Origin of the sequence: Natrinema longum (assembly GCF_017352095.1) — an archaeon.
Taxonomy (GTDB): domain Archaea; phylum Halobacteriota; class Halobacteria; order Halobacteriales; family Natrialbaceae; genus Natrinema; species Natrinema longum.
The window spans coordinates 2,866,514-2,889,741 of the sequence record NZ_CP071463.1 but is presented as its reverse complement, the minus strand read 5'-3'; the positions used below and the strand labels follow the sequence as shown (position 1 = coordinate 2,889,741).

Annotated in this window: 21 protein-coding genes; 9 read left to right on the top strand and 12 right to left on the bottom strand. The window is 64.5% G+C overall.

What is annotated here, in order from left to right; translation table 11 throughout:
* Positions 1-168 precede the first annotated feature (168 nt).
* From J0X27_RS14255 to J0X27_RS14240, 4 genes are all read right to left on the bottom strand, one after another.
* Positions 169-2,037, bottom strand: a complete 1,869-nt coding sequence (locus J0X27_RS14255; protein WP_207269829.1) for an FG-GAP repeat protein — start codon at positions 2,035-2,037, stop codon at positions 169-171.
* A gap of 100 nt (positions 2,038-2,137) precedes the next feature.
* Positions 2,138-2,803 (bottom strand): hypothetical protein, encoded by a 666-nt coding sequence (locus J0X27_RS14250; RefSeq protein WP_224214560.1) that lies wholly within the window; start codon positions 2,801-2,803, stop codon positions 2,138-2,140.
* 424 nt (positions 2,804-3,227) lie between these two features.
* Positions 3,228-3,563, bottom strand: a complete 336-nt coding sequence (locus J0X27_RS14245) for a chorismate mutase (protein WP_097380037.1) — start codon at positions 3,561-3,563, stop codon at positions 3,228-3,230.
* Positions 3,560-4,432 (bottom strand): shikimate kinase, encoded by an 873-nt coding sequence (locus J0X27_RS14240; protein ID WP_207269828.1) that lies wholly within the window; start codon positions 4,430-4,432, stop codon positions 3,560-3,562. Before J0X27_RS14240 ends, J0X27_RS14245 begins: the two co-directional genes overlap by 4 nt.
* A gap of 229 nt (positions 4,433-4,661) precedes the next feature.
* On the opposite strand from J0X27_RS14240, the gene J0X27_RS14235 reads away from it, so the two are divergent.
* Together J0X27_RS14235 and J0X27_RS14230 are read left to right on the top strand one after the other, a co-directional pair.
* A complete protein-coding gene (locus J0X27_RS14235; RefSeq protein ID WP_207269827.1) occupies positions 4,662-5,093 on the top strand; it encodes a DUF5796 family protein in 432 nt (143 codons plus the stop codon).
* The gene (locus J0X27_RS14230; RefSeq protein ID WP_207269826.1) at positions 5,093-5,338 is read left to right on the top strand and encodes a DUF7508 domain-containing protein; all 246 of its coding nucleotides are present in this window, start codon (positions 5,093-5,095) and stop codon (positions 5,336-5,338) included. Before J0X27_RS14235 ends, J0X27_RS14230 begins: the two co-directional genes overlap by 1 nt.
* Before the next feature lie 2 nt (positions 5,339-5,340).
* Here J0X27_RS14230 and J0X27_RS18135 read toward each other — a convergent pair whose 3' ends face one another.
* The gene (locus tag J0X27_RS18135; protein WP_277410040.1) at positions 5,341-5,475 is read right to left on the bottom strand and encodes a DUF7128 family protein; all 135 of its coding nucleotides are present in this window, start codon (positions 5,473-5,475) and stop codon (positions 5,341-5,343) included.
* An 85-nt stretch (positions 5,476-5,560) separates the two neighbouring features.
* Complete coding sequence (locus J0X27_RS14225; protein ID WP_207269825.1) at positions 5,561-6,463, bottom strand: ribonucleotide-diphosphate reductase subunit beta; 903 nt, start codon at positions 6,461-6,463, stop codon at positions 5,561-5,563.
* Between the two features lie 86 nt (positions 6,464-6,549).
* Here J0X27_RS14225 and J0X27_RS14220 point away from each other — a divergent pair, with 86 nt between their 5' ends.
* Together J0X27_RS14220 and J0X27_RS14215 are read left to right on the top strand one after the other, a co-directional pair.
* The gene (locus tag J0X27_RS14220; protein ID WP_207269824.1) at positions 6,550-7,182 is read left to right on the top strand and encodes a helix-turn-helix domain-containing protein; all 633 of its coding nucleotides are present in this window, start codon (positions 6,550-6,552) and stop codon (positions 7,180-7,182) included.
* A 40-nt stretch (positions 7,183-7,222) separates the two neighbouring features.
* Positions 7,223-9,451: an AAA family ATPase gene (locus tag J0X27_RS14215; RefSeq protein ID WP_207269823.1), complete on the top strand. Its 2,229-nt coding sequence runs from the start codon at positions 7,223-7,225 to the stop codon at positions 9,449-9,451.
* Positions 9,452-9,637: 186 nt separating this feature from the next.
* On the opposite strand, the gene J0X27_RS14210 is transcribed toward J0X27_RS14215, so the two are convergent.
* Entirely contained in the window at positions 9,638-11,866 is a 2,229-nt protein-coding gene (locus J0X27_RS14210) for a CDC48 family AAA ATPase (protein WP_207269822.1), read from the bottom strand.
* A gap of 217 nt (positions 11,867-12,083) precedes the next feature.
* On the opposite strand from J0X27_RS14210, the gene larC reads away from it, so the two are divergent.
* On the top strand, positions 12,084-13,430 hold the full coding sequence (gene larC, locus J0X27_RS14205) for a nickel pincer cofactor biosynthesis protein LarC (protein WP_207269821.1): 1,347 nt from the start codon (positions 12,084-12,086) through the stop codon (positions 13,428-13,430).
* A 470-nt stretch (positions 13,431-13,900) separates the two neighbouring features.
* Here larC and J0X27_RS14200 read toward each other — a convergent pair whose 3' ends face one another.
* The 3 genes from J0X27_RS14200 to J0X27_RS14190 all read right to left on the bottom strand — a co-directional run bounded on the left by J0X27_RS14200 (position 13,901) and on the right by J0X27_RS14190 (position 16,484).
* On the bottom strand, positions 13,901-14,143 hold the full coding sequence (locus J0X27_RS14200; protein WP_207269820.1) for a hypothetical protein: 243 nt from the start codon (positions 14,141-14,143) through the stop codon (positions 13,901-13,903).
* A 504-nt stretch (positions 14,144-14,647) separates the two neighbouring features.
* A complete protein-coding gene (locus tag J0X27_RS14195; protein ID WP_224214561.1) occupies positions 14,648-15,487 on the bottom strand; it encodes a hypothetical protein in 840 nt (279 codons plus the stop codon).
* A 520-nt stretch (positions 15,488-16,007) separates the two neighbouring features.
* A complete protein-coding gene (locus J0X27_RS14190) occupies positions 16,008-16,484 on the bottom strand; it encodes a hypothetical protein (protein WP_224214562.1) in 477 nt (158 codons plus the stop codon).
* Between the two features lie 756 nt (positions 16,485-17,240).
* On the opposite strand from J0X27_RS14190, the gene J0X27_RS14185 reads away from it, so the two are divergent.
* A complete protein-coding gene (locus J0X27_RS14185) occupies positions 17,241-18,740 on the top strand; it encodes a hypothetical protein (protein WP_207269819.1) in 1,500 nt (499 codons plus the stop codon).
* Positions 18,741-18,890: 150 nt separating this feature from the next.
* On the opposite strand, the gene J0X27_RS14180 is transcribed toward J0X27_RS14185, so the two are convergent.
* Positions 18,891-19,664, bottom strand: a complete 774-nt coding sequence (locus J0X27_RS14180) for a hypothetical protein (protein WP_207269818.1) — start codon at positions 19,662-19,664, stop codon at positions 18,891-18,893.
* A gap of 186 nt (positions 19,665-19,850) precedes the next feature.
* Here J0X27_RS14180 and radB point away from each other — a divergent pair, with 186 nt between their 5' ends.
* Entirely contained in the window at positions 19,851-20,600 is a 750-nt protein-coding gene (radB, locus tag J0X27_RS14175; protein ID WP_207269817.1) for a DNA repair and recombination protein RadB, read from the top strand.
* An 86-nt stretch (positions 20,601-20,686) separates the two neighbouring features.
* On the opposite strand, the gene J0X27_RS14170 is transcribed toward radB, so the two are convergent.
* The gene (locus tag J0X27_RS14170; protein ID WP_207269816.1) at positions 20,687-21,844 is read right to left on the bottom strand and encodes a CBS domain-containing protein; all 1,158 of its coding nucleotides are present in this window, start codon (positions 21,842-21,844) and stop codon (positions 20,687-20,689) included.
* 106 nt (positions 21,845-21,950) lie between these two features.
* Here J0X27_RS14170 and J0X27_RS14165 point away from each other — a divergent pair, with 106 nt between their 5' ends.
* A complete protein-coding gene (locus J0X27_RS14165; protein WP_207269815.1) occupies positions 21,951-22,250 on the top strand; it encodes a lycopene cyclase domain-containing protein in 300 nt (99 codons plus the stop codon).
* Positions 22,251-22,467: 217 nt separating this feature from the next.
* Positions 22,468-23,208, top strand: coding sequence for a CAP domain-containing protein (locus J0X27_RS14160; protein WP_207269814.1), 741 nt, complete (start codon positions 22,468-22,470; stop codon positions 23,206-23,208).
* Positions 23,209-23,228: the final 20 nt, after the last annotated feature.

Genomic DNA, 23,228 nt, shown 5'->3' with positions numbered 1-23,228 from the left:
GCAGTCAGTACGTCAACGGTTCTGATTCCTCCCTGACGTGAGTCACACGGAAGGTCGGTCCGCTCGGGCTCTCCACGTCGCGTGTCGTAGATTGCGTGTGACCGGAACGCGTGACGTACTCGCTCGGTCAGTTCGTTCGGCCGGGCGTCCAACTCGGGAAAGGACCGCTCAGTTGACCGATTTCGAAAGCTCGGCGCCGGCCTTGAACTTCACGTCGTTCGAGGCCTCGGCAGCCGCGAGATGGACGACTGGCGCATCCAGCGCCATCACGAGCATCTCGGCTGCGTCGCCGTCATCGGTAGCGTCATCACCCGCCTGCTCTCCGCGTGTTCGGCCCGGCTTTTTGCGAACGACCCGGTCGTTGCCTTCTCGCAACGCGTTCAGCCCGTCTGCTCCGTCCTCGGTCCGGAGTGCCGCCGGCAGGTAGTCGGCGTCCCGGTCGTGCCCACCGCTGAGCATCGTCGTTCCGTAGCGACTGCGGGGACGCGAGAGGCGGCCGGTGACGAGGTCGCCGTAGCCGTCGCCGTCGACGTCGGCCGCGGAAACGGCGACGACCTCCGTCGGGCCCTCGCTGGCCAGGAGGGTCATGGTGTTCTCGTAGAGTGCGCCGTCGTCGATCAGCCACCCGCCGGTGAATAGGTACTGCTCGTCATGCTTACAGCGCCGAACGTAGAACAGCGCGGGCATCGGGCACGGGCAATCCGCCGGCGTCGCCAGCACGGGACAGACCAGCGTCGGCGTCACGGCGACGCCATCTGCCACCGTTTCCTCTCCCCACTCATCGAGAGAGTCGGGCGCGTACGCGACGCCCTGGTACAGCTTCGGCGTCGTCCTGTCCTCCGTGACGTACAGCATCGTTTCGGCACCGTCGGCGTCCGGGAGGACGCCCGTGACGCAGACGCCACCGCGTGTCGTGAACGCAGCGACGCCCCGGCTGCCCTTGGAGGACTGTTCGTCGAGCGTTGCCGACAGGAGGTCACGGCACGCGATATCTCGGTGGATTCTGGCAGCCCCCTCGCGTCCGTTCGCTTCGCATCGCTCGCCGTTTGGCTCGCCGGTAAAGTACTCGATCACCCGTCGTGGCGTGAGTTCGTCGGCCAGCGCGCCGCGGTCGGCCGGCAGACGGGCGTCGGGGAGACAGACGGTGAACCGCTCGCCGATGGTCGGGTCGTCGGCGAGGTAGTCGTACAGCGCCGCGACGACGTCGGGAATGCCGTCGCCGTCGTCGTCCGTGTCGTCGATCCAGTCCGGAGTCCCGACCGCCGATCCGTTACTTCGCGTGTCGTTGGCACGGGCATCCTCCAACCGCGTGATGTCTCCCTCGACGACGCCCCGAACCTCCTCGAGCAGTCCGTCTGCCTCGTCCCAGTCTTCGGCATCGACGGCGTCCATCGCGGCACGAACGCCCTTTACTCGACCGTCGGAACTCTCCCGGACGGCCGAACAGACGTCGCTGGTACAGCGGTCGAGTTCGGGCCTGAGCGACGTGGTCGTGGCGTCGATGAACGCGTCGAGTGCCTCCCTGCTATCGGCTTTCGATCGTCGGCTCACGGCGTCCAGCGCCGAATCGACGTGGCCTAACAGCTCCCGTTCGACCTCGAGTACCGTAGCGTGGCTGTCGTCGTTGGCGTCGTCGCTGTCGTCGGACTGGCCCCACCACTCGCTGCGCGGTTTGTTCGACCGCGAGGAGTTGTAGTCCTGTGCGCTCGTGGCGGCGCTGGTGCTCCAGCCCTCGAGGTCGACCTCGCCGGAGAGGAAGCCGGCACCGCCCCGAATCGTGGCCGGCACGTACCGGACGTCCGTCTGACCTGCCCCGTACGCGCGGATCGCCTCGGTACCCGACGTCGCGCGTGTGGCGTCGCCGTCCCAGTACGCGGCCGGTGAGGCCCCGGTGTTCGTCGCCGCGCCCGCAGCCCGATCGAGACACCCGCTTAGCCCGCTTACGGCGAGAAGCCCACCGGCTGCGAGCAACCCTCGGCGCGTCACAGTCGGGTTTCGATCGTCTATCGGAGTCTCGATGCGCTGCGTATTCTTCATAAACGATGTATATATGTTTCGGAAGGTATTAAACGTGTGTGTCTTTGACGAGCGTGATTGTATTCCGCTCGAGAACGCATTCGTGTGAGCGGCTTCGGCTCTACTCGTTCGTTCCCTGCAGTACGAGTCGTGCCGTCGCAAGGTCCCGTTCTGAGGCCCTGAGGAATCCCTTCGTGAAGCCCGCACCGAACATCGCGTCGACGAGAGCATCACCCGTCTCGGGCGCTTCCTCACGGTCCACGACAGTGGCGAAGCGAAAGATGTGGGAGTTCCCCGTCGCGGTGTCAAACGTTAGATGCCACCGGTACCGCCTCGTCGACCGATCGGTGCCCAAGTAAAGGTTCGAGTCGGCATTGCCATCGTCAGCCGGAACAACGTCTCCAGAGTGAGAGACGAGCGAACCCGAATCCCAGCCGTGTTCGACTGTCAGCGAGGCAGTTTTCCACTCGGTCCTCGCCTCATAGTTCGATCCTGGGATAAGTTGATACTTGGTGACGAGGGCATAGTGACCGGTCGGTTCGAGGTCGAGAACCGATGCGGACTGTCGAACGGTACCGTACGTCTTTCGTCCCGCCGTCGTCGTGTCGGTAGCTACGACGGGGCTGTTCCGTTGACCCATTGAAGCTACTGGCTCCTCGGGGTACGTGGCTGGTGGAATGGAGGGCTTGTCGGCACCCCCGGCTTTGGTCCCGAGGACGCCGACGACACCGGCGCTGGCGGCCAGTCCAAGAAGCGTTCGTCGCTCCATTGTTTCGAGGAGATCCATCTGAGATAGAATATCTGTCGATAGTATCTATGGACACCTGCGTATTAAAGAGTCCAGAAGGTACGACGCGCTCGATACGCAGGTCTACTGATCGACCAATTCAGCGCGGATCGCACGGAACAAACGAAGTCGGTCTGCTAAACTCATGCTCTGTATGCAGCACGCGACTCCTATCGACTGAAGGATTCGAGGAAGCTGATTTCCGTGACACATCGACCAGATAGCGATTCCTACCAATAGACGGACTCGTGAGCGGATGCCCTCGAATAGTTCGTCAGTCGCCGCAAGGTTACTCTTCGATCCAGTGCCCGAGGTGACTACGAAACTGTGTTATCGGTCACCGATCGAGAAACGAAAGAGCAACTGCCGGAAGATTATTTGACTAATCGACCGGGGATAGAAGCACTGTAGCGCCCGAATTCGGCTACCTATTTTCTCGCTGCTCGACCTTGTTCAGTTCGATCAACAGCCGGAAGATCGCCTTGACGAGGTTCGCGTCCACGTCGAACTGTTCGGCGTTGTCGCCCGCTCGCTCCATGACCTGCTGTTCCTGTTTCTCGTCGGTCGTCGGCAGCCCCTGTTCGTCTTTGACCGCCGCGATCGTGTCCGCGACGTACGTCCGCTGGGCGATCAACTCGACGATCTCCTGATCGATCGTCCGGATCTCCTCGCGGAGTTCGTCGAGGTCCATCTCCTCGGGCGTGCGTTCCTCGTCGTCGATTCCACCGTCGGTCACCGTGTCCGTTGGCTCTCGAGTCATGTCGTTCGTGTTCCGTCCGTTCGCGTCTCCAGTAATCGTGTCGTTCCCTTTCGCTCGTCCCACCGGCGTTGGACCGCCTCGAGCGTCTCCCGCTCCCCGACGGCGACGTAGCTCGGCCCCGTTCCGGACAGCGAGACGCCGGCGACATCGGGCAAGGCGTCGATCATCGGTCCCGTCGAGAACTCGAGTGCAGCCGAGAACGCGAAGCCGTTGACCGTCATCGCCTCGCCGTACCGGCCCTCGAGTGCGAGTTCTTCGACGAGTTGGGCCATCGGCGCGATGCGCTCGCAGGCCGAGACGTCGGCATCGGCGCTGTAGGACTGTTCGGGCGGGGTGTAGACCAGTGCGTGCCAGTCGACTTCCTCGCGGGCGAGCAACGCATCGGCCGTGTTGTCGGTTACCGTCACGCCGCCGAGCATGCTCGCGCTGGCGTCGTCGAACGCGCCGGTGACCGTCACGCCGGCGTCGCGAGCCGCCCGAACGCCGAGGCGACAGGCGTCGATTCGCTCGACCGAATCGGCGACCGCGAGGGCGTCGAGCGTCGCGAGTACCGTCGCGTTGGCCGCGGCGCTGGAACTCTTCAACCCGGACGCCATCGGGACCTCGCTGTCGGTCCGGACACGAGCGCCGACGGTCGACTCGTCCAGCCCGGCCTGCTCGGCGTAGTCGTCGATCGTCATCGTCGCACAGCGTTCGACGAGCGTCGTGTCGGCCTCGGGCTGGCCGGCGACCTCGCCGACGACATCCCCGTCTTCGGTGAGTTCGACGGTCGCCGTCGTCTCGAGGTCGATCGCGAACGCCGAGCCGGTCCCGGTCGCGAGCGCGTTGAGTACCGTTCCGGCTGCGGGAGCGACAGCACGGCCATCCATACACGGACTCTCTCAGAGGGCGTACTTACGGCTAACGATCCGCGGAAGTCGCACCCGGTGGCGTCGACCGGGTGCAGAACTCGGTGGCGAGGATCCCCGGAGCGGACGGCACTCACGCGCCGTCGACGCACACAGCTTCCGCCAACACAGCCCGGCAAGGAGAGCGGGCGCTTGGCCCCACGAACGACGGAGCACACCGTTTTTCCCTCCGCCAATCCAAGACGTGACAATGAGCGCACGCAACAACGTCCCCCCCAGTACGATCGGCGTCGACCTCGTCGACGGTGGCGTGGTCGTCGAGTACCACGACGGTCGAGAGGTGTTCTACCACGGCCCCCCCGAGCCCGTCGAGGGGCCGCTGACGACCCCGCCGGGGAAGGAGGTCCACGTCCTCGTCACCGACCCCGACGGCGTCGAGGGTGTCATGACGTACATTAACGACCGCAACACCCACGACGACATCCTCGAGACCACGGGGGTCGGCCGCGTGATGCTCGAGCGCGACGACGAGGAAGAGCTGTTCCCCGGCGTCACCGTCGCGACGGAGGCCTACTCGGTCCGCGTCGAGGCGGATCTCTCGGTCGTCGACGGCCGCGTGTTCGTCTTCGCCGAGGACGAGATGAGCGAACACGCCTACGAACTCGTCGAGAGCGCCGACTGATGCCGTTGCAAAAACCCTGGCGCGACCTCGAGCGGGAGACGGTCGCCGCCGCGCCGGATCGACCCGGCGTCTACGAACTCGGCGACGATTCGGGAACGGTGCTGGCGGTCGACCACGGCGTCCTCCGAGACGAACTCAAGACCGCGCTGGCCTACGGCGACGGCGACCGCGTCCGCTGGACGGAGACCCACACGCTCGATGGGGCCGGCGAACTCACAGCCGAGCACCGCGAACGCCTCGAGTAGCGTTACTGGATGTAGGACGGATCGCTCTCGTCGCAGCGCTTCTCGTGTTCCGTCGCGTCCGACTTCTCGTCGAACAGCAGGCCACAGGTTTCACACTCGTACCAGGTGGTGTCGTCGCGCTCTGTCTGGACGACCATAGTACCTGCTGGGACACGAACGACAAAAGGCGTTTCTCCGGCCCCGGCGGCCCGCGAACTACACTCCGAGCGGTCGATCCTGCGATCAGGCCTCGAGTTCGGTCAGTTCGTCGACGTCCGGGATCTTCTCGCTCGCGGAGGTGATCTGTTGCATCCGTTGTTCGTGTTTCGTGTACGCGTAGTCGGCCAGATCGGCGGGACTCGGGCCGGGACCCGATTCGGAACTCGCTCCGTCGTCGCCCGCCAGACTCTCCTGAACCAGCGGCACCAGTTCGTCGACCGTCTCTCGGAGGAGGTCGGGTTCGACCGCGCCCTCGCTCACGAGCGACTTGAGTTTCGCCATCCCGAAGCCGACGTGGCGACCCTCGTCGCTGCGGACCAGTTTGAGTCCCTCGACGAGTCCCGGCAGGTCCGGCAGTTCGGGCTCGTTCTCGCCGTACGCGAGGGTGAGTCCGTAGTAGCCGGTCTGGGCCAGAATCCCTTCGATCGTCAGGTGGTAGTGACAGTGGGCCCTCGCACGGTTTTCGGGCGTATCGTCCTCGAGGAGTCGAGCCATGGCCCGCTCGTTGCGCTCGAACAGTTCGTCGTAGGGCTCGTTGAACCACTTCTCGTCGGTCGGCGACGAGAGTTCCTGCCCGCGGCGCTCCTCTTCGGTGTGGATCACTTCGCGCCAGTAGCGATCGAAGAAGTCCGTGTGTTTGGACTCCTCGTAGAGTTGCGTGGTGAGGAACATCTGGTCGCCGATGTCCTCGAGGACGACCGCCAGCGGCGCGAGGTCTTCGGTCACCGACTCCTCGCCCGCTCCGAACAGCGCGAGGGACTGTTTGAGTCCGACAAACGCCGGTTCGGGGAGTTCGGCGGCCCCCTCGAGGTCGGCCTCGAGATCGATCTCGTGGGGGTCCCAGTGTTTCTCGACGGCGTTTCGGTAGTAGTTGTGCGATCGAGTGCCCGTACTGAGTTGCATCGCGGGATCTTCGCTGCTGGCCATTGTCAGCCGAACATATGCGTCGTCGTCCGATCAACCTGTATCTCATAGGTTAGGGCATTTAAGTACTATCGGACGAACGTGGTCGTATGGGCCTGATCGCGGAGTTCCAACTCAATTCGTCGGATCTGCCGTTGACGGACGCAGTCGCGGCCGTTCCGGACATCACGCTCTATATCGAACGGATCCTCGTCGTCGACCCCGACCGACCGATCGTCCTCTGTCGGGCTGTCGAGGCGAGCGACGACTTTGCCGAGGCGCTTGCGCACGATCCGACGGTCGACGCGTACACGATGCTCGACGCGCGGGAGGGCGGTGACATGTATCGAATCAGGTTACGGGATCCCCCGCTTCCGATCTACCGGAAGTACGTCGAACTGGGGACCACGCCGCTGGGGGGGATCGTGACCGTCGACGGCTGGTGGGGGCGAGCACGGTTCCCCGACAGGGAAGCACTCGCGGAGTACCGGCGCTTCTGTACGGACCGTGGTGCAACCTTCAAGCTCGAGCGACTCACCCGAGAGTCGTCGACGGACGACCCACCGTTTGGCCTCACTCGGGAACAACACCAGGCGCTGCTCGTCGCCCGCGAGGAGGGGTACTTCGCGGTCCCGCGCGAGGCGTCGACCGAGGACGTCGGCGATCGGCTGGGGATCTCGGCACCGTCGGCCTCCGAGCGACTGCGCCGAGGTATCGATCGGCTCCTCGAGAGCGCGCTGTGATGGGACAATTCTCAAGGGAACTGGCCCGAAAGGAACAGGTATGAGCTCGTCGGAATCGGACGATGTGACGCTGTCCGTTCGCGCTGCTGAGAAAGGGGACGCCGGCCGGGGCGTCGCTCGAATACCGGAGCCCGTGCGGCGACGGCTCGGGGTTCTCAGTGGCGATGCCGTCGTCATCGAGGGCGACGAGACGACCGTCGCCAAGATGTGGCCCGCCGATCAGTCGGTCCCGGACGACGCGATTCAGATCGACGGAGACACTCGTGCGAACGCCGGCGTCCACGTCGGCGAGACGGTTGCGGTCCGGGCCAAAGACAAGTCCACGATCACCGACGCCAGGCGAGTCACGCTGGCCGCGCCGTCGGCACTCCCCGAGCGCCAGCGTCGAGCCGCGGAACGCGAAGCCACGGAGAAGCTCCGCAATCGGCCGGTCCGAGCCGGCGAACAGATCAGAATCGGGGGAGTCGACCAGCAGCCGTTCAGCGTCACCGATACGGACCCCGCCGGCGACGTTCGAATCACCGAAGCGACGACGATCCGGATCGTCGACACCGAGGGCAGGCCGAGTGGCTCCCCACGCTCGGCGGGATCCGGACAATCCAGCCGTGACCCCACCGCCGAGTCGACGGACGCCGCGGTCGGCGACCCCGGTTCCGACGGCGATGCCGACGCTCCGACGCCGAGTTCCGGCGTTACCTACGAAGACATCGGCGGGTTAGACGAGGAACTCGAGCTCGTCCGCGAGATGATCGAGCTCCCGCTGTCGGAGCCCGAGTTGTTCCGTCGACTCGGCGTCGAACCGCCCTCCGGCGTCCTCCTGTATGGCCCGCCGGGCACCGGGAAGACGCTGATCGCCCGCGCCGTCGCCAACGAGGTCGACGCGAACTTCGAGACGATCTCCGGGCCGGAGATCATGTCGAAGTACAAAGGCGAGAGCGAGGAACGGCTCCGCGAAGTGTTCGAGCGCGCCGAGGCGAACGCGCCGACGATCGTCTTCTTCGACGAGATCGACTCGATCGCCGGCCAGCGCGACGACGACGGCGACGCCGAAAACCGGATCGTCGGCCAGCTGTTGACCCTGATGGACGGCCTCGACGCCCGCGGCGAGGTGATCGTCATCGGCGCGACCAACCGCGTCGATACGATCGATCCCGCGCTCCGGCGGGGCGGTCGCTTCGACCGCGAGATCCAGATCGGCGTCCCCGACGAGGAAGGTCGCCGCGAGATCCTCGAGGTCCACACACGGGGCATGCCCCTGGCCGACGACGTCGACGTCGACGGGATCGCGCGGCGGACCCACGGGTTCGTCGGGGCGGACTTAGACGCCGTCGCGAGCGAGGCCGCGATGGCCGCGATCCGCGATCGGCCGACCGACACGGACGAGCGTCGCGACTGGAACCGGAACCCGACGGTACGAAAGGCCCACTTCGACGCCGCGCTCGCGTCCGTCGAACCGTCCGCGATGCGCGAGTACGTCGCCGAATCGCCGACCACCGACTTCGCGGACGTCGGCGGCCTCGAGGCGGCGAAACAGACGCTCCGCGAGTCGGTCGAGTGGCCACTGACCTACGATCGACTCTTCGAGGAGACGAACACCGCCCCACCGTCGGGCGTCCTGTTGTACGGCCCACCGGGCACCGGGAAGACGCTGCTCGCTCGCGCGCTGGCGGGTGAAACCGACGTCAACTTCGTCCGCGTCGATGGCCCCGAAATCATCGACCGGTACGTCGGCGAATCGGAGAAGGCGATCCGTGAGGTGTTCGAACGCGCTCGCCAGTCGGCCCCGTCGATCGTCTTCTTCGACGAGATCGACGCGATCACGGCCGCCCGCGGCGAGGGCCACGAGGTCACCGAGCGCGTCGTCTCACAGCTGTTGACCGAACTCGACGGGATGAGGGAGAACCCCAACCTCGTGGTGCTGGCCGCGACCAACCGCAAGGACCAGATCGACCCGGCACTGCTTCGACCCGGCCGACTCGACACGCACGTCTTCGTCGGCGAACCCGACCTGGAAGCTCGAGAGAAGATCCTCGCGGTCCACACGGAGGGCAAACCGCTGGCCGACGACGTCGACGTCTCCGAACTCGCCGCCGAACTCGAGGGGTACACCGGTGCCGACCTCGAGGCGCTGGTCAGGAACGCCTCGATGCGGGCGATCCGCGAGGTCGCCGACGAGTACGGTCCCGAAGCGGCGAACGAGCGAGCCTCCGAGGTCGTCGTCGAACGCCGCCATCTCGAGACTGCTCGCGAGGAGACGGACGTCTCGTAATACGGTTTGCTGTCCCGATTTCCCGGTGGGACCGCAGGGCGGTCCCGGTCCCGCCGGCACTGACGGACAGGAGACCGTCTCAGTCGAACGGTAGCCGCCGATCCGCCGTGCTCTCCGTCCGAGAGTGCTCACCGAACGCAGACCCGAAAAAACCGCGCTGAAATCCCGCCGACGGCGACGGTCGGCTTATTGGAAGCCGATCCGGCTGCCGCGACGCCCCGTCGGATCGGGGCCGCTCGTGCCGCCCTGGAACTCCTCTTCGATCTGCTCGTAGTAGTCGAGGATGTCGTCGGTGATCGTCGGCCGGACGTTCTCCATGGCCTGTCGGAAGTGGCGCATCTCGACGATGTCCGCGTCCTCGTCCTCACGGAGAGCCTCGATGGCCGCCTCGCGGGCGATCGACTCGAGGTCGCTGCCGACGTAACCGTCCGTGATCTCGGCGATCTCGCGCAGGGTGACGTCGGCGGCCAGTGGCGTGTCCTCGGTGTGGATCTCGAGGATGCGTTCGCGACCGTCGACGTCGGGTTCGCCGATCATGACCAGCCGGTCGAACCGCCCCGAGCGAAGCAGTGCGGGGTCGATCATGTCCGGCCGGTTGGTCGCGCCGATGACCATGACGTTGCCCATCTCCTCTAACCCGTCGAGTTCGGTCAGCAGCTGGTTGACGACGCGTTCGGAGACGTTCGAGCCGACTTCACCGCCTCGACCCGGCGCGAGCGCGTCGAGTTCGTCGAAGAAGATGACCGTCGGGGAAACCTGGCGGGCCTTGCGGAAGGTCTGTCGGATGGCCTTCTCCGATTCGCCGACCCACTTCGAGAGGAGTTGCGGCCCACGCACGGAGATGAAGTTCGCGTTGGTCTCGTTGGCGACGGCTTTCGCCATGAGCGTCTTCCCCGTGCCGGGTGGGCCGTACAGCAAGACGCCGGCCGGCGGATCGATCCCCAGCCGCTCGAACCGTTCGGGCGTCGAGAGGGGCCACTCGACGGACTCCTGGACCTGATCCTTGGCGTCCTGGAGGCCGCCGACGTCCTCCCAGGAGATCTTCGGGAGTTCGACCAGGACTTCCCGCATCGCGGAGGGTTCGACCTCGTTCAACGCGCCCCGGAAGTCCTCGCGCTTGACGATCATCCGGTCGATCAGGCTCGGCGGGATGTCCTCCTCGTCGAGATCGATCTCGGGGAGGTAGCGCCGGAGCGCCTTCATCGCAGCCTCTTTGGTCAGGCTCTCGATGTCGGCACCGACGAAGCCGTGGGTCTCGTCGGCCAGATGCCCGAGACTGACGTCGTCGGAGAGGGGCATCCCGCGGGTGTGGATCTGCAGGATCTCCTCGCGGCCCGTCTCGTCGGGGACGCCGATCTCGATCTCGCGGTCGAAGCGGCCGGGTCGGCGCAGTGCTGGGTCGACCGAGTCGACCCGGTTGGTCGCCGCGATGACGATGACCTGGCCACGGGACTCGAGGCCGTCCATCATCGTCAACAGCTGGGCGACGACCCGGCGCTCGACCTCGCCGGTGACGTCTTCGCGTTTCGGGGCGATGGAGTCGAGTTCGTCGATGAAGATGATCGACGGCGACTCCTCGGTCGCGTCCTCGAAGATCTCCCTGAGTTGTTGTTCGGATTCGCCGTAGTACTTCGAGATGATCTCCGGACCGGCGATAGAGAAGAAACTGGCGGAGGTCTCGTTGGCGACGGCCTTGGCGAGCAAGGTCTTCCCGGTGCCCGGCGGGCCATGCAGGAGGACGCCCTGTGGCGGCTCGATACCGAGTTTCTTGAAGATCTGCGGGTGCTTCATCGGGAGTTCGACCATCTCCCGGACCCGCTGGATCTCGCCTTGCAGGCCGCCGATGTCCTCGTAGGTGATCCCGCCGCCGGTCTTCTCGAAGCCCGAGATCGGCTCCTCCCGGAGTTCGACGTCGGTGTCTTCGGTGACGAGGACGACGCCTTCGGGTTCGGTCTCGACGGCGATCAGCGGGATCGCTTGCCCCGGCGACCGCATGAACGGATGATTCGTCGAGGACATCACCGGGACGATGTCGCGACCGACGACCGGGCGCTTGAGGATCTGGCGTTTCACCATGCCCGCAGCGTCGGACCCAAACTGGACCGACGCCTCCTCGGGCGGTGCGAGCACCAACTTCTCGGCTTTCGTCGCTTCGGCCTTCCGGATCGTTACCCGCTCGCCGATACCGACGTCGGCGTTCTGACGGGTGAAGCCGTCGATACGGACGGTATCCGTGTTCCAGTCTTGCCGATCCGCACGCCAGACCTTCGCCGCAGTCGTATCCGCACCCTCGATCTCGATGATGTCGCCCGGACTGAGCTTCAGATGCAACAGCGTGTCCGGGTCGAGTCGGGCGATACCACGACCCGAGTCGTTCGGGTACGCCTTCGCAACCTCCAATTGGACTTCGTTCATGATTTAGGAACCGCGATGTCAGTGACTCCGATTCGTGACCGGATAGGTTTTTTGCTAGCGCAAGTCATTTCCTGAGCTAATTCTGTGCTAATTGCTACCATACCTACTTGGGCTGGACGCTACAAAGATGTACCGGCATCGGTTGGTTTTGGCCCCTCTCAATCCCGCTCGGGACGGAGACGGATGGCTTTTTGCCGCTTGCGTTCCGAACGTAGCCATGCGTATTCTCGCCTTCGACGGCCACATGGGAGCCAGCGGCGACATGATCCTCGCCACGCTCCTCGATGCCGGCGGCGACCCCGACGTCCTCGAGCCCGTCACCGACCGACTCGACGTAGAGTACCGGATCGACGAGGCCGACAAGAGCGGTATCGCCGCGACGGCGGTCGACGTGCTCCTGACGGACACGGCGTCCCCTGCCGACGACGATCACGGCCACGACACCGCCCACGACGATTCGGACCCCGATCACGGCGACCCGGATCACGACGGCCACGGCCCACACGACGGCCACACGCACGACCACGGACACGACGACAGCCACGCCGAAGGCCACGGCCCCCATCGCAGCTATCTCGAGGTCCGCGAGATCGTCGCCGACATGGACCTCGAGCCGGCGGTCGAACGCGACGCCCTCGCGATCTTCGAGTTGCTCGGCGAGGCGGAAGCAAGCGTTCACGGCGAGGATCTCGAGGAGATCCACTTCCACGAGGTCGGGGCCGACGACGCGATCGCGGACGTGGTCGGTGCCGCGGCCTTGCTCCACGACCTCGAACCCGACCGCGTCGTGACGACGCCGCTGGCGACCGGCGGCGGAACGGTCTCGATGAGCCACGGCGAGTATCCCGTGCCGACGCCGGCAGTCGTCGAAATCGCACAGCGGGCCGACTGGTCGCTTCGCGGCGGGCCCGTCGACGCGGAACTCCTCACCCCGACCGGCGCGGCGATCCTGGGCCACGTCGCCGAGGGCGTCGATTCGGTGCCCGCCCTCTCGGTCGACGCCGCGGGGTATGGCGCGGGCGGCTACGACCTCGATCCGCACCCGAACGTGCTTCGGGTGCTGGTCGGCGACGGTAACGGCCGGGGCGAACTCGTCAAAGACGACATCGCGGTCCTCGAGACGAACCTCGACGACGCACCGCCCGAAGTACTGGGCGGGCTCCAGGAAACGCTCACTGCCGCGGGCGCACGCGACGTCTCGATCCTCCCCGCGACGATGAAGAAGTCCCGACCCGGCCATCTGGTGAAGGTCATTTGCAAGCCCGCGGATCGGGAGCGCGTCGCCCGGAAACTGGCCGACGAGACCGGCACGCTCGGCGTTCGGGATGCGGGAGTCACCCACCGATGGATCGCGAATCGGCAGTTCGAGACGGCCTCCCTCGAGATCGACGGCGACGAGTACGCGGTCAGCGTCAAGATCGCGAGCGACGCCGACGGCGAGGTCTACGACGTCAGCGCGGAGTACGACGACGCGCTGGCAGTCGCGGGCCAGACCTCCCTCCCGGTTCGAGCCGTGATGGAGCGAGCGGAAGCGGCCGTCCGAGCCGAGCACGGGACCGAGTAGCTGATGTGCGGTGGCGCGCGCTGTCGACTGTCCGAGGGATACCGAGGGCAGTCGACGACAGTGTGCGAGGTCTTCGCGAACGCTGTGAGCGAAGGCGTGGAAGACGCGTCGCGTCTTCCAATGGATGAACGAGCGACCAAAGGGAGCGAGCGAATCGGCTGGGGAGGGTGTGGTTACTCCCTGTTGCCACGAGAGCAGGACGCTTCGTTCCGGTTATCCCGATCGAACACCGCGCTCGAGACACCGGAATCTCGCTCACGCGATTCACTGCTGATTCCCCCGTGGCAGACAGTGTACCGATCCGATCTGACTGGACTCGAGGCCCGGTTCCGAGCCGACCGGCCGCCGATCGTGTCGACGGCGAGGCATCAATCGAGTGGTGGTGTCGACGGCAGGGTGGTGTGTCGTCCGTTCGACGCGCACCGCCGACCGGTCGGCTACCCGGCGGGGCTCGAGCGCCGAGCGCCGCGTTACTCGTCGGTCCCGTCGTCGTGCTCGCGATGGACGCTGCTGTCGCGCTCGCGGTGGATGCCGCCGTCGGCCTCGCGGTGGACCAGCCCAGGGGCGACCGAACAGCCACAGGGCCTGACGACGCCGGTGTGGGGCCCGGTCGACGTCAGCCCAGTAATGGGCTGGCCGCAACTGGGACACGAGAGCAGCGCGGAGTCGTCCGCTCGTCGATCGTCGCCATCCCCCGTCTCGTCGCTACACATCGCGAACACACCTCCCGATCGAGCGCGGCGTCGACACTGGTCTCGTCTGGCGATTCTGTCGTCGTGCGGGACGTTTATATCCCGGTAGAATCAACGTAATCATGCTTCGAAACCCTCCCGGGTTTGGAAGCCACGTCTCGGGTGACCTGACCACCCGGGGCATTTCGATACAGCCCCCTGTCGCTGGAGACCGGCTTCCGGTTTTCAGTTTAATGTATTGCAACTTATATCTACTGCTAACACTTCGTAATGATCTCGCCTCGAGCGGTGGGGCTCGCGCCGGGATCGACGCCGACTCGAGAACAGGCTCCGAAACCCGTCGCTGTGATCGCACCCACCGCGAGCGATCGTTCGATGCGACTCTCGTAAAAGCGAGCGCGGAATCCGGAGTCGCCGTTACTCAGCCTCGAGTCGGTCACGAATTCGTGGTCGAGACGGTCGCGTGATCGACTCGAGCACAGCGCACAAAAAATCGAAAGTGGAATCGTCCGGAGAGTGACCGTCTCAGCCGGAGATCATCGCGGCCAGATCGCCACTGAAGGCGTTCGCGCTGGCGCTCTGCGTGTTCGAGTTCGACGCGTCGGCGTTCTGCTCGACTAGCTGGTTGACGGTCTGGTTACCGACGGATCCTTCGATGCCATCGGTGACGTCGCCGTTGTCGCCGTTGTCGCCACCGTTGTCACCGTTGCCACCGTTGCCACCGTTGTCCGGCTCACATGCTTCAACACTCCCTTCCAGTTGGGCGTCTCCATACTCGAAGGTACACGTCGTCCCATCAGAATTGGTCACAAGGGCCCGGACCGGCGTTTGGGCTTCGCTCGCGCCCGGTGGGTCGAAGGTCCAGGTAGCGTCCAGCGGATTGCCGTCACTGGCACGTGCTTCCCCAGGGGTTAGGTCGATGTTATCTCCCTGACCCATACTAGATTCTAGATCGAACTCATCGTCATCACCATCCCATTCGAACGTAGCGTAGGGTTGATTGCCTTCTTCGCGAATGAACGTCACGGTCTGGATTCCGGTTTGGGTATCCTCACCGTCGTCGACACCGTTCTCACCGTCATCGCCATCAGTACCATCATCGCCATCGTCCATGACGTCCTCGAGGTCGATGTCGACCCCGGTCGCGTCCTGACTGGCGAACTGGCTGGCGTTCTGTTCGATCACGTTCGTCTGCGATACGGTCTGTGACTGACTGACGCTCGAGGCCGCAAGGCTATCGTCGCCGCTGTCGTCGGCCTTGTCATCGTGGTGGCCGCCACCTGCAGCAGCCATTCCTGCAAAGCCCACGAAGGCCATGCTTCCGACGAGAGCGAGCGTCATCAGTACCGTTAGTGTCCGTCTCATAGTTTGGTAGATCGTTGTTTGTCCGGGTGGGCACACACGTGTCATGCGGGATTTCCGATAGGACACCGGCCGTCGCAACACACGACACCGTGTACCGACCGCGTCTCGGTCTCTTCCCACATCATCGTGGTGCCTCGCCCGGTCAGATCGGACCATAGCAGCCCATATGAAGGCAAATCACTGTTCACGGTGCTATCCGAGTCCTACATTGTACAGGACCGTATATTATCTAAAATTACAGAATAGCTTCACCGCCTGTATTTCGAGAGCGGAATAGTGTTTGGGATCAGTCATAGTGCGTCGGACGGGAGTAGAAACCGATACAGATGGCGACTCGAGTCCCTAGCGGCTGGTATCGAAATCAGGGTCACGCTATCGATCGCTATCCGACTGCTACAGACGGCCCCCTCGCGAGTCGACTCGGAGTCGGGAGATTCGAGACCGGTCGGTCGAACGGCTCCGGTTTCCATCCCGCTTCGATAAAAAAGTACTATCCCGAATCGATCGGCGAGTCGTGTCGTTAGAAGTCGAAGTTGGCAGCGGACGCAGTGCCGACCTGTGAGTTCGTGTTGGACGCCTCGGCCGACTGGCTGATGTCCTGCTCTACCGTCTGGTCACCAGTGGTGCCGATCTCGAGGTTGAATCCGTCTCCATCATCCTCATGGTCGTTGAGGGTTTCGAGCTGGTCTCCGGAGGGCGTAGCGTCATTACCGGTTTCATCGTCGTCGTCTCCGATTTCGACGTCGACCTCGAGTCCAGTTGCCTCCTGCTCGGCAGTCTGGTCGGCGTTCTGGTCGATGTCGTTAACCTGAGCGACCTCTTGGTTCTGGACGACAGCTGCTGCCGCGACCTGCTCATCGTCATCGTCATCGTCGTCGACGTCTGCTGTCTCGGCCGTATCGGCGGTACCACCTGCTGCTGCCGTTCCGGCGAAGCCAACCATCAGCAGGCTGGCGACGAGTACGAGCGTCAGGATCGTGTTCCGTGTCACATTCATAGTTGGAATCTTGGTATCGCTTCGAGAGACACGTAACGCTACCGAGCCGGCATGCGACGGATAGCTGCCGCTCGTCGGCTGTAGCCGCCGTTAACCTCCCGTTCGCTGCGTGTCTCCCGACTAAGCCTCACTTCGGAGATCCATATGAAGACGGGGCATGGTTTCGTTCCATAGCAACGGTTGACCGCACCGTTTCAATACCTATCTCGAATTGACCGATCGTTTCAGCGCAGACTCGAAATTCGAGACTATCGATCGCGTATGGCGTCCGTACCAGATACCGAAGTTGGGACTCGTACCGACCCTGGGGAGGGGTGTTTTCCGGCTCGAGAGGGGGTTTTCCGGCGGTATACTCGATCTCTCGCCGATCCCAACCCGAACTTTCCGCTCCGTAACGGCTACTCGAGTTACCGATCAAATACTCCGACAGTCTCGGCGTCGCGACGGTCCCGCAGAAACGATGCTTCCGGGGTTTCGATCGGACCTGGGTTTGCTGTGGTGCCGGGAGGGTCTCAGCGAGTGTGCCGGCGGTCGCGTTTCGGGCCACTCTCGAGACTGATCGCGTAAGGCCCCCCTTCAGTTCGGTATCAGTCTTCTTCGCCGCGGAAATATACAGATAACAAAGTCTGTAATCGGGATAGGAGGGTTTGCGACGCACAGACCTAGCAAGAAATCACAATCACGACACAAATCAAACGATCAATGAGAAACAAGACAACGAGACGCTCACGAACTACGACACTCCTTATCGCCTGTATGGTCGCCTTGTCGATGGTAGCGGCCGGTGTGCCGACGGCCGCTGCGGGGGGCGACGGCGACCTCGAGAACGGAACGGTCCACGCGCTCGAGGACGGCGAGGAGCTGTACCTGGTTTTCGGGGCGGACCTCGGTGAGCAGTCGCTCGAAGACTATATCGACGAGCACGCGGAGGGCGAAGCCGACTCCGCGGCCGAAGTCATCCAGTATCAGGACGTCGATCAGGTCAACATCAACGAGCAAGGCTCGGCGGTGTCGATCTCGATCGACGGTGGCGATGCAACCGCCATTCAGGAGGCAAACCAGTACAACGACAACGAACAGCGCGGGTCGGCCAACGCCGAGAGTCGCCTGCAGAGCGCACAAACACAGTTCGAAGACGTCGGCGACGTCAACATCATCATCGGTAACGGCGGCGACCAACAGTTCGACGGCTGGGGGGTCAAAGACAAGAAGGGTGACGACGAGACGATCACCCAGGAGGCCCTCGCTTCCGTGACCCAGTCACAGGAGGTCGCTCAGGTCAACTACAACAACCAGAGTACCGCCTTCGCCCTCGCCGTCGACGACAGCGAGGCGACCGCCGTCCAGCAGTCCTACCAGCGCAACGAGAACCTCCAGGAGGGGGTCGCCAACGCGTCCAACGTCTACCTCGGCGACGGCGAGTTCGGCCACAAGAAGGACAAGTCGGGTGATCACGGTCCGTCCACCGGCCAGGACGCTGACGCGACGGTTACGCAACAACAGGACGTCGAGCAGGCGAACCTCAACGAACAGCGCGGTGCCGTCGCCATCGCGGTCGGCGAGAACAGCACCGCCACGGCGATTCAGTTCACCGACCAGAGCAACCTCAACGAACAGCTCGGAAGTGCCGACGCCACGAATCTGCTGGCCTCGAGCGCCGGGATGAACATCGCGACCGCGGGTAACGTGAGCAGTGACGTCCTCTCGACGCACACCGACACGCACAAACCCGACAAGAAAAGCGACGACGGGGGTGAGCAGACGGCGACCGCCGGCGTGGCCCAAGAGCAGGAGGTCGAGCAGCAAAACATCAACCTGCAAAACAGCGCCATGGCGATCGCACAGAACGGCAGCGATGCCACGGCCGTCCAGATGGCCTACCAGCAAAACTACAACGCTCAGATCGCCTACGCCGACGCACTCAACGTCTACGCGAGTCCGGGCTACGTCTCCGACGACATCACCCGAACCTCGAGTACGACGGCGACGATCGACGGCAATGCGGGCGACTCCAACCCCGGCATGTCGTACGATTACGCCGGCAACGCCACGCAGACGAACGACGGCGATCAGACGGCGAGCGCGGCGATCGTACAACACCAGTTCATCGCCCAGGAGAACGTCAACGAGCAACACACCTCCGTCGCGGTCGCCGAAGACGGAGAGAGTGCCGGCAGCTCGCAGATCACCATGCAGGAGAACGAGAACATCCAGTTCACGTCCGTCGCCTCGACGAACGCCTGGGTCGGCGCATAATTACAGTCCGTCACACGGTCGGTTTTCGACCGACGTGACCGACAGTTTCCGTTTCTTTCGGCGACTCCCTCGGGAGCTCTGCTCGGCGATCGGGGACGCCGTTCCACGTGCGTTCAGCTCGGACCGACGAACCGCAGTTCGACGGGGTGGCTACGCTCCGTCGGAGCCGTCCGTTTCTGCCGTCTCCGTCGCGGCGTCGTCGTCGCGATGCTCGGCGAGTGCCTCGTCGATGGTCAACTCGCCGGCAGCGACTCGACGGGCGAGTAGCTCGTCGATCGCCCGATTGTGCTCGCTCTCCTCGCGGGAGCGGTCCTTGATCACCTGAATCTCGCCGTCCGTCGGTTCGATCTCGCGTGCATCGACGACGTTCCCCTCGAGTCGGGCGATGTTGACCGCGGCGAGGACGTCTCCCATCCCTCGGGCACCCGTCCCGAGATACGGGGTCGTCCCGGTTTCGTCGACGAGTTCGACCGTCACGTCGTCGAGTTCGTTGACGAGCTTCGCGCTCTCGAGGCGGGAGCCGTCGCCGATCCGGACGATCGGCGACGGGGCGTCGGCGGCCTCGCGTTGGATCACGTCGACGGCGTCGCCCAGCGGGACCTGAAAGGCGGCGACGATCGTCTCGCCAGCGAGCACGGCGATGCCGGGTCGTTGGCCCGGATCGACGCCGATGACCGTCCGACCGCCGTTGCCCCGAACCGCGGCCAGCGCCTGATCGACCGCACGCCGTGGCTCGGCCGGATCGGCGACGATCGTCGTCGCGTCCGCGAACGTCTCGGCGTTGTCGGCCCCGGTGACGACGACGGTGGCTCGCTCGGGCAGCGCTTCGTCGGGCTCGAGGGTCGTAAACGCCGTTCCGCGCTCGCGAAGCTCGTTGACGACGCCGTGGTACACCTCGAAGTCCGTCGTGGCGACGACGATCACGGGCTGGACTTCGCTCCCGTGACGAATAAACGTACGCGATCCCTCGGATTTCACCGTGGGAACACGGCGTCTCCACCAGTTATATCGGACTGACATCCATCGTCGACTCGAGTCTCGATCTCGAGCCTCGTGGAACTCATCGGCCCGTTCCGGGGCCTTTTTGCGCGTCCCCCGCCAACTCGAACCGTGACCGACGAGGGGATTTCAACCGGCTGTGGCCCGGTCGACGAGTTGCTCGGTGGCGGGTTCGAACGCGGTACCGTCACGCAGTTGTACGGCCCGCCGGCCGCCGGGAAGACGAATCTCGCGCTGTCGGCCGCCGTCGAGACGGCCGTCGACGGCGGCACGGCGGTCTACATCGATACCGAGGGCGTCTCGCTCGACCGCTTCCAGCAGCTGCTCGAGGCCGCGGTCGACGGACCGGCTCGCGATCGGACCGGGGCACCGCGAGACGGCGAGGCCGACGACGTCGAGGCCGTCGCCTCGCGGATCGTCATCGAGGACGCGCTGGATTTCGAGGAACAGGCCGAGGCCGTCCGCGACGCCGAGGAGTTCGCCGAGCGCGCCGAACTCATCGTCCTCGACAGCGCGACCGGCTTCTATCGCCTCGAGCGAACGGCCGACGGCGACGAGGGCGAGGCACTGCGCAGCGTCACCAGACAGGTGACGCATCTCCTCTCACTGGCCCGAAAACACGACCTCGCGGTCGTCCTGACGAACCAGGTCTTCGCCGATCCCGACTCCGACCGGACCCGCGGGCTGGGTGGCAATACCTTGGAACACTGGACCGGAGCCGTCGTCCGCCTCGAACGGTTTCGCGGTGGCAAACGACGTGCGACCCTCGAGAAACACCGCTCGAAACCCGCCGGTGAATCGGTCCAGTTCCGAATCACGGATGCGGGACTCGAGGGCGGAGACGAGACGGGGCGGCCCTGAACCGTGTCCACTGGGCAGTAGTCGGGTCGAATTCCCCGTCGGTGAACAAATACGATCGGGAGCGGTCGGTCAGCGCCGCCGGACCGTTAGATCTGGTTGAGCTTCCGCAGGAGCTGGCCGCGGTACTCCTCGTCGCTGGTGACGCCTTTGAGTTCCAAGACGTTGCGCTCGAGTTTGTCCAGCGCGACCCGGAACGCGTTCTCCGAGCCGTAGCCTTCGCCGGTGCCGGCGACCTGGTCTTTGTTGGTTCGCAGGCGGATCTGACACTGCACGAGCGGGGTGCCACGGAGTTTCTCGTTGTGCTCGTGGAACCGAACGTGGGCGTGCATCACCTGCATGTCGGCGTACTTGTCGGCGACGCCCTCGATGTCCTGGACGATCGATTCACGGGTGATGGTGTCGAGCATCGAGATGTTGGTGATCTGAACGTCCATGTGTTCCTCCTCCGTGAACGTCAGCGCGCGCAGGACGTCCGTCTTGGTGATGACGCCGATGACGAGCCGATCGTCGTCCTCGGGCGTGACCATCAACCCCGCGTAGTCGTCCTCGAGCATCGCTTCGACGGCTTCCTTGGCAGTCGCGTCGAGCGTCGTCGTCTCGACGGGGCTGGTCATGAGGTCGTAGACCGGCACGTCGAGCAGGCGCTGGCTGTCGCCGACCCGGTCGCCGGTCGTCGTCGTGTGGTTCTCCCGGATGACGAAGTCCGCAATGTCGTGAGTCGTCACGACCCCCGAGAGGTAGCCGTTCTCGTTGAGAATCGGCAGCCGGGAGATACCGTGTTCGCGCAGGAGGTTGATCGCCTTCCCGATTCCGTCGTCCTCGGTCAGCGTGACCGGATCGTCGGTGTAGATGTCCGCGACGGTCAGCGTATCGAGGTTCTCGAGGACGGCCTCGAGGATGGCGTCGTCGGTGATGACGCCCCAGAGGTCGCCGTTCTCGAAGACCGGCGCGACCTTCGCGTTGCTCTCGACGAGGACGCGTGCGGTCTCTCGGACGTCCTCCTGGCGGTCGACCTTGGGCGAGGGCGTGCTCCGGCTGGGTTTCGTGAGCGCCGCCACCTTGGCGTCGTCCTCGACGTGGGACTGGAGGACCTCTCGCTCGCTGATGACGCCCTCGTACTCCCCGTCGTTGGTGACGATGATCCCCTTGGGGTTGCCGTTCTCGAACATCGAACGGACCTTCCCCATGCGCGTTCCAACATCGACTTCGATAAACTCCGTGGTAGCAATATCAGCGATATTCATCCTTCTACATGAGCGTAGAGCCGCCGGGGTATTTAACATACTGCCCGTTTTATATGGGTGGCTCTAGACCTGAGACTTTTTATAGACGCCGTTGAATCGGCGGCTAATGCTCGACATCAGCGTTTTCGGTCGCTACACCTACCTCGTCACCGAAATCGTGTGGGGAACCGTCGCCGCCCTGTTGCTCCGGCGGGCACACGCCTGCCGGAAGGCCGCGATCACCATCCTCGCGCTCTACCCGATCGCCTACGCCTGGGATCGATATACGCTCGCCGTCGGCGTCTTCGATATCAAACTCCGGACTGGGATCGATATCGCCGGGATCCCGCTCGAGGAACACCTCTTCATGGCGGTCGTCCCCGGACTCGTCGTCGGGGTCCACGAGACGATTTTCGGAGACGACTGAGACGGGCTGTTGTCCCGACGTCCCGGCGCACCCCCAGGGCGGGTCGCGGCTGGGCCGGCACTGACCGCGGATATCTTATTCACACGTCGACTGGATGGTCGCTCCCCCACGCCGACCAGGATCGATCCCCGACGGCGGCGCGCCAGCCAACCAGCCGTCTCTCACTGAGTGGGACCGTCCGCGACTATCTTGTGTCGACAGACCAAAACGTAATTCGATGGACGGCCGGCGATCCGAGACGACAGCGATCGATACTGACGGTCCCCCCGACCGTGGCCTCCTGCGGGGACTGGTAACAGTCTTCCTCGGGGCTCTCATCGTCTGCTCGCTCGTGCTCGGTATCACACTGGTTGCACCTCAACTCGTCGACGGGATCGAACTCGGGAGCAGTGCCGAACCCAGTCCCGAGCCGCCACCGGCCGGCGAGCGCAACCCCGCGGTAACCGATCCAAGCGATCCCGGCAACTCGAGTTACGAAACCGACGTCGAGACGGTCACCTCCTCGGCCGTCGAGGACTTCGTCCACGCCGAGATCAACGAGCGCCGGGCCGAGCACGGCCTCGAGCCCCTCGAGTGGGACGGGACGGTCGCGTCCGTCGCACGCGCCCACAGTTACGAGATGGCCCAGGAAGACTACTTCGCGCACACGAACCCCGACGGAGAGCAGCCCTACGACCGATTCCGGAGCGTCGACGACTACTGCCGGGGATACGGCGAGAACATCGCCAGGACGTGGGTCGATCGGCGCGTCGAGCGCTCCAGCGGCGACGTCGTCCGCTACCGAACCGCCGACGCCCTCGCGACCGGGCTGGTCAACCAGTGGATGAACTCCACGGCCCACCGGGAAGCGATCCTCGAGACTGGCGAGACGCCTCACTGGGATCGAGCGGGCGTCGGCGTCTACATCGGCCCGGACGGCTCGGTTTACGCCGGTCAGAACTTCTGTCACGAGCGGTGATGCAGTCGCTGTCGACGGTC

Excerpts from the sequence above, each read along its gene's own strand:
- J0X27_RS14255 (WP_207269829.1), bottom strand. The coding sequence starts at position 2,037 with ATGAAGAATACGCAGCGCATCGAGACTCCGATAGACGATCGAAACCCG.
- J0X27_RS14250 (WP_224214560.1), bottom strand. The coding sequence starts at position 2,803 with ATGGATCTCCTCGAAACAATGGAGCGACGAACGCTTCTTGGACTGGCC.
- J0X27_RS14245 (WP_097380037.1), bottom strand. The coding sequence starts at position 3,563 with ATGACTCGAGAGCCAACGGACACGGTGACCGACGGTGGAATCGACGAC.
- J0X27_RS14240 (WP_207269828.1), bottom strand. The coding sequence starts at position 4,432 with ATGGATGGCCGTGCTGTCGCTCCCGCAGCCGGAACGGTACTCAACGCG.
- J0X27_RS14235 (WP_207269827.1), top strand. The coding sequence starts at position 4,662 with ATGAGCGCACGCAACAACGTCCCCCCCAGTACGATCGGCGTCGACCTC.
- J0X27_RS14230 (WP_207269826.1), top strand. The coding sequence starts at position 5,093 with ATGCCGTTGCAAAAACCCTGGCGCGACCTCGAGCGGGAGACGGTCGCC.
- J0X27_RS18135 (WP_277410040.1), bottom strand. The coding sequence starts at position 5,475 with ATGGTCGTCCAGACAGAGCGCGACGACACCACCTGGTACGAGTGTGAA.
- J0X27_RS14225 (WP_207269825.1), bottom strand. The coding sequence starts at position 6,463 with ATGGCCAGCAGCGAAGATCCCGCGATGCAACTCAGTACGGGCACTCGA.
- J0X27_RS14220 (WP_207269824.1), top strand. The coding sequence starts at position 6,550 with ATGGGCCTGATCGCGGAGTTCCAACTCAATTCGTCGGATCTGCCGTTG.
- J0X27_RS14215 (WP_207269823.1), top strand. The coding sequence starts at position 7,223 with ATGAGCTCGTCGGAATCGGACGATGTGACGCTGTCCGTTCGCGCTGCT.
- J0X27_RS14210 (WP_207269822.1), bottom strand. The coding sequence starts at position 11,866 with ATGAACGAAGTCCAATTGGAGGTTGCGAAGGCGTACCCGAACGACTCG.
- larC (WP_207269821.1), top strand. The coding sequence starts at position 12,084 with ATGCGTATTCTCGCCTTCGACGGCCACATGGGAGCCAGCGGCGACATG.
- J0X27_RS14200 (WP_207269820.1), bottom strand. The coding sequence starts at position 14,143 with ATGTGTAGCGACGAGACGGGGGATGGCGACGATCGACGAGCGGACGAC.
- J0X27_RS14195 (WP_224214561.1), bottom strand. The coding sequence starts at position 15,487 with ATGAGACGGACACTAACGGTACTGATGACGCTCGCTCTCGTCGGAAGC.
- J0X27_RS14190 (WP_224214562.1), bottom strand. The coding sequence starts at position 16,484 with ATGAATGTGACACGGAACACGATCCTGACGCTCGTACTCGTCGCCAGC.
- J0X27_RS14185 (WP_207269819.1), top strand. The coding sequence starts at position 17,241 with ATGGTCGCCTTGTCGATGGTAGCGGCCGGTGTGCCGACGGCCGCTGCG.
- J0X27_RS14170 (WP_207269816.1), bottom strand. The coding sequence starts at position 21,844 with ATGAATATCGCTGATATTGCTACCACGGAGTTTATCGAAGTCGATGTT.
- J0X27_RS14165 (WP_207269815.1), top strand. The coding sequence starts at position 21,951 with ATGCTCGACATCAGCGTTTTCGGTCGCTACACCTACCTCGTCACCGAA.
- J0X27_RS14160 (WP_207269814.1), top strand. The coding sequence starts at position 22,468 with ATGGACGGCCGGCGATCCGAGACGACAGCGATCGATACTGACGGTCCC.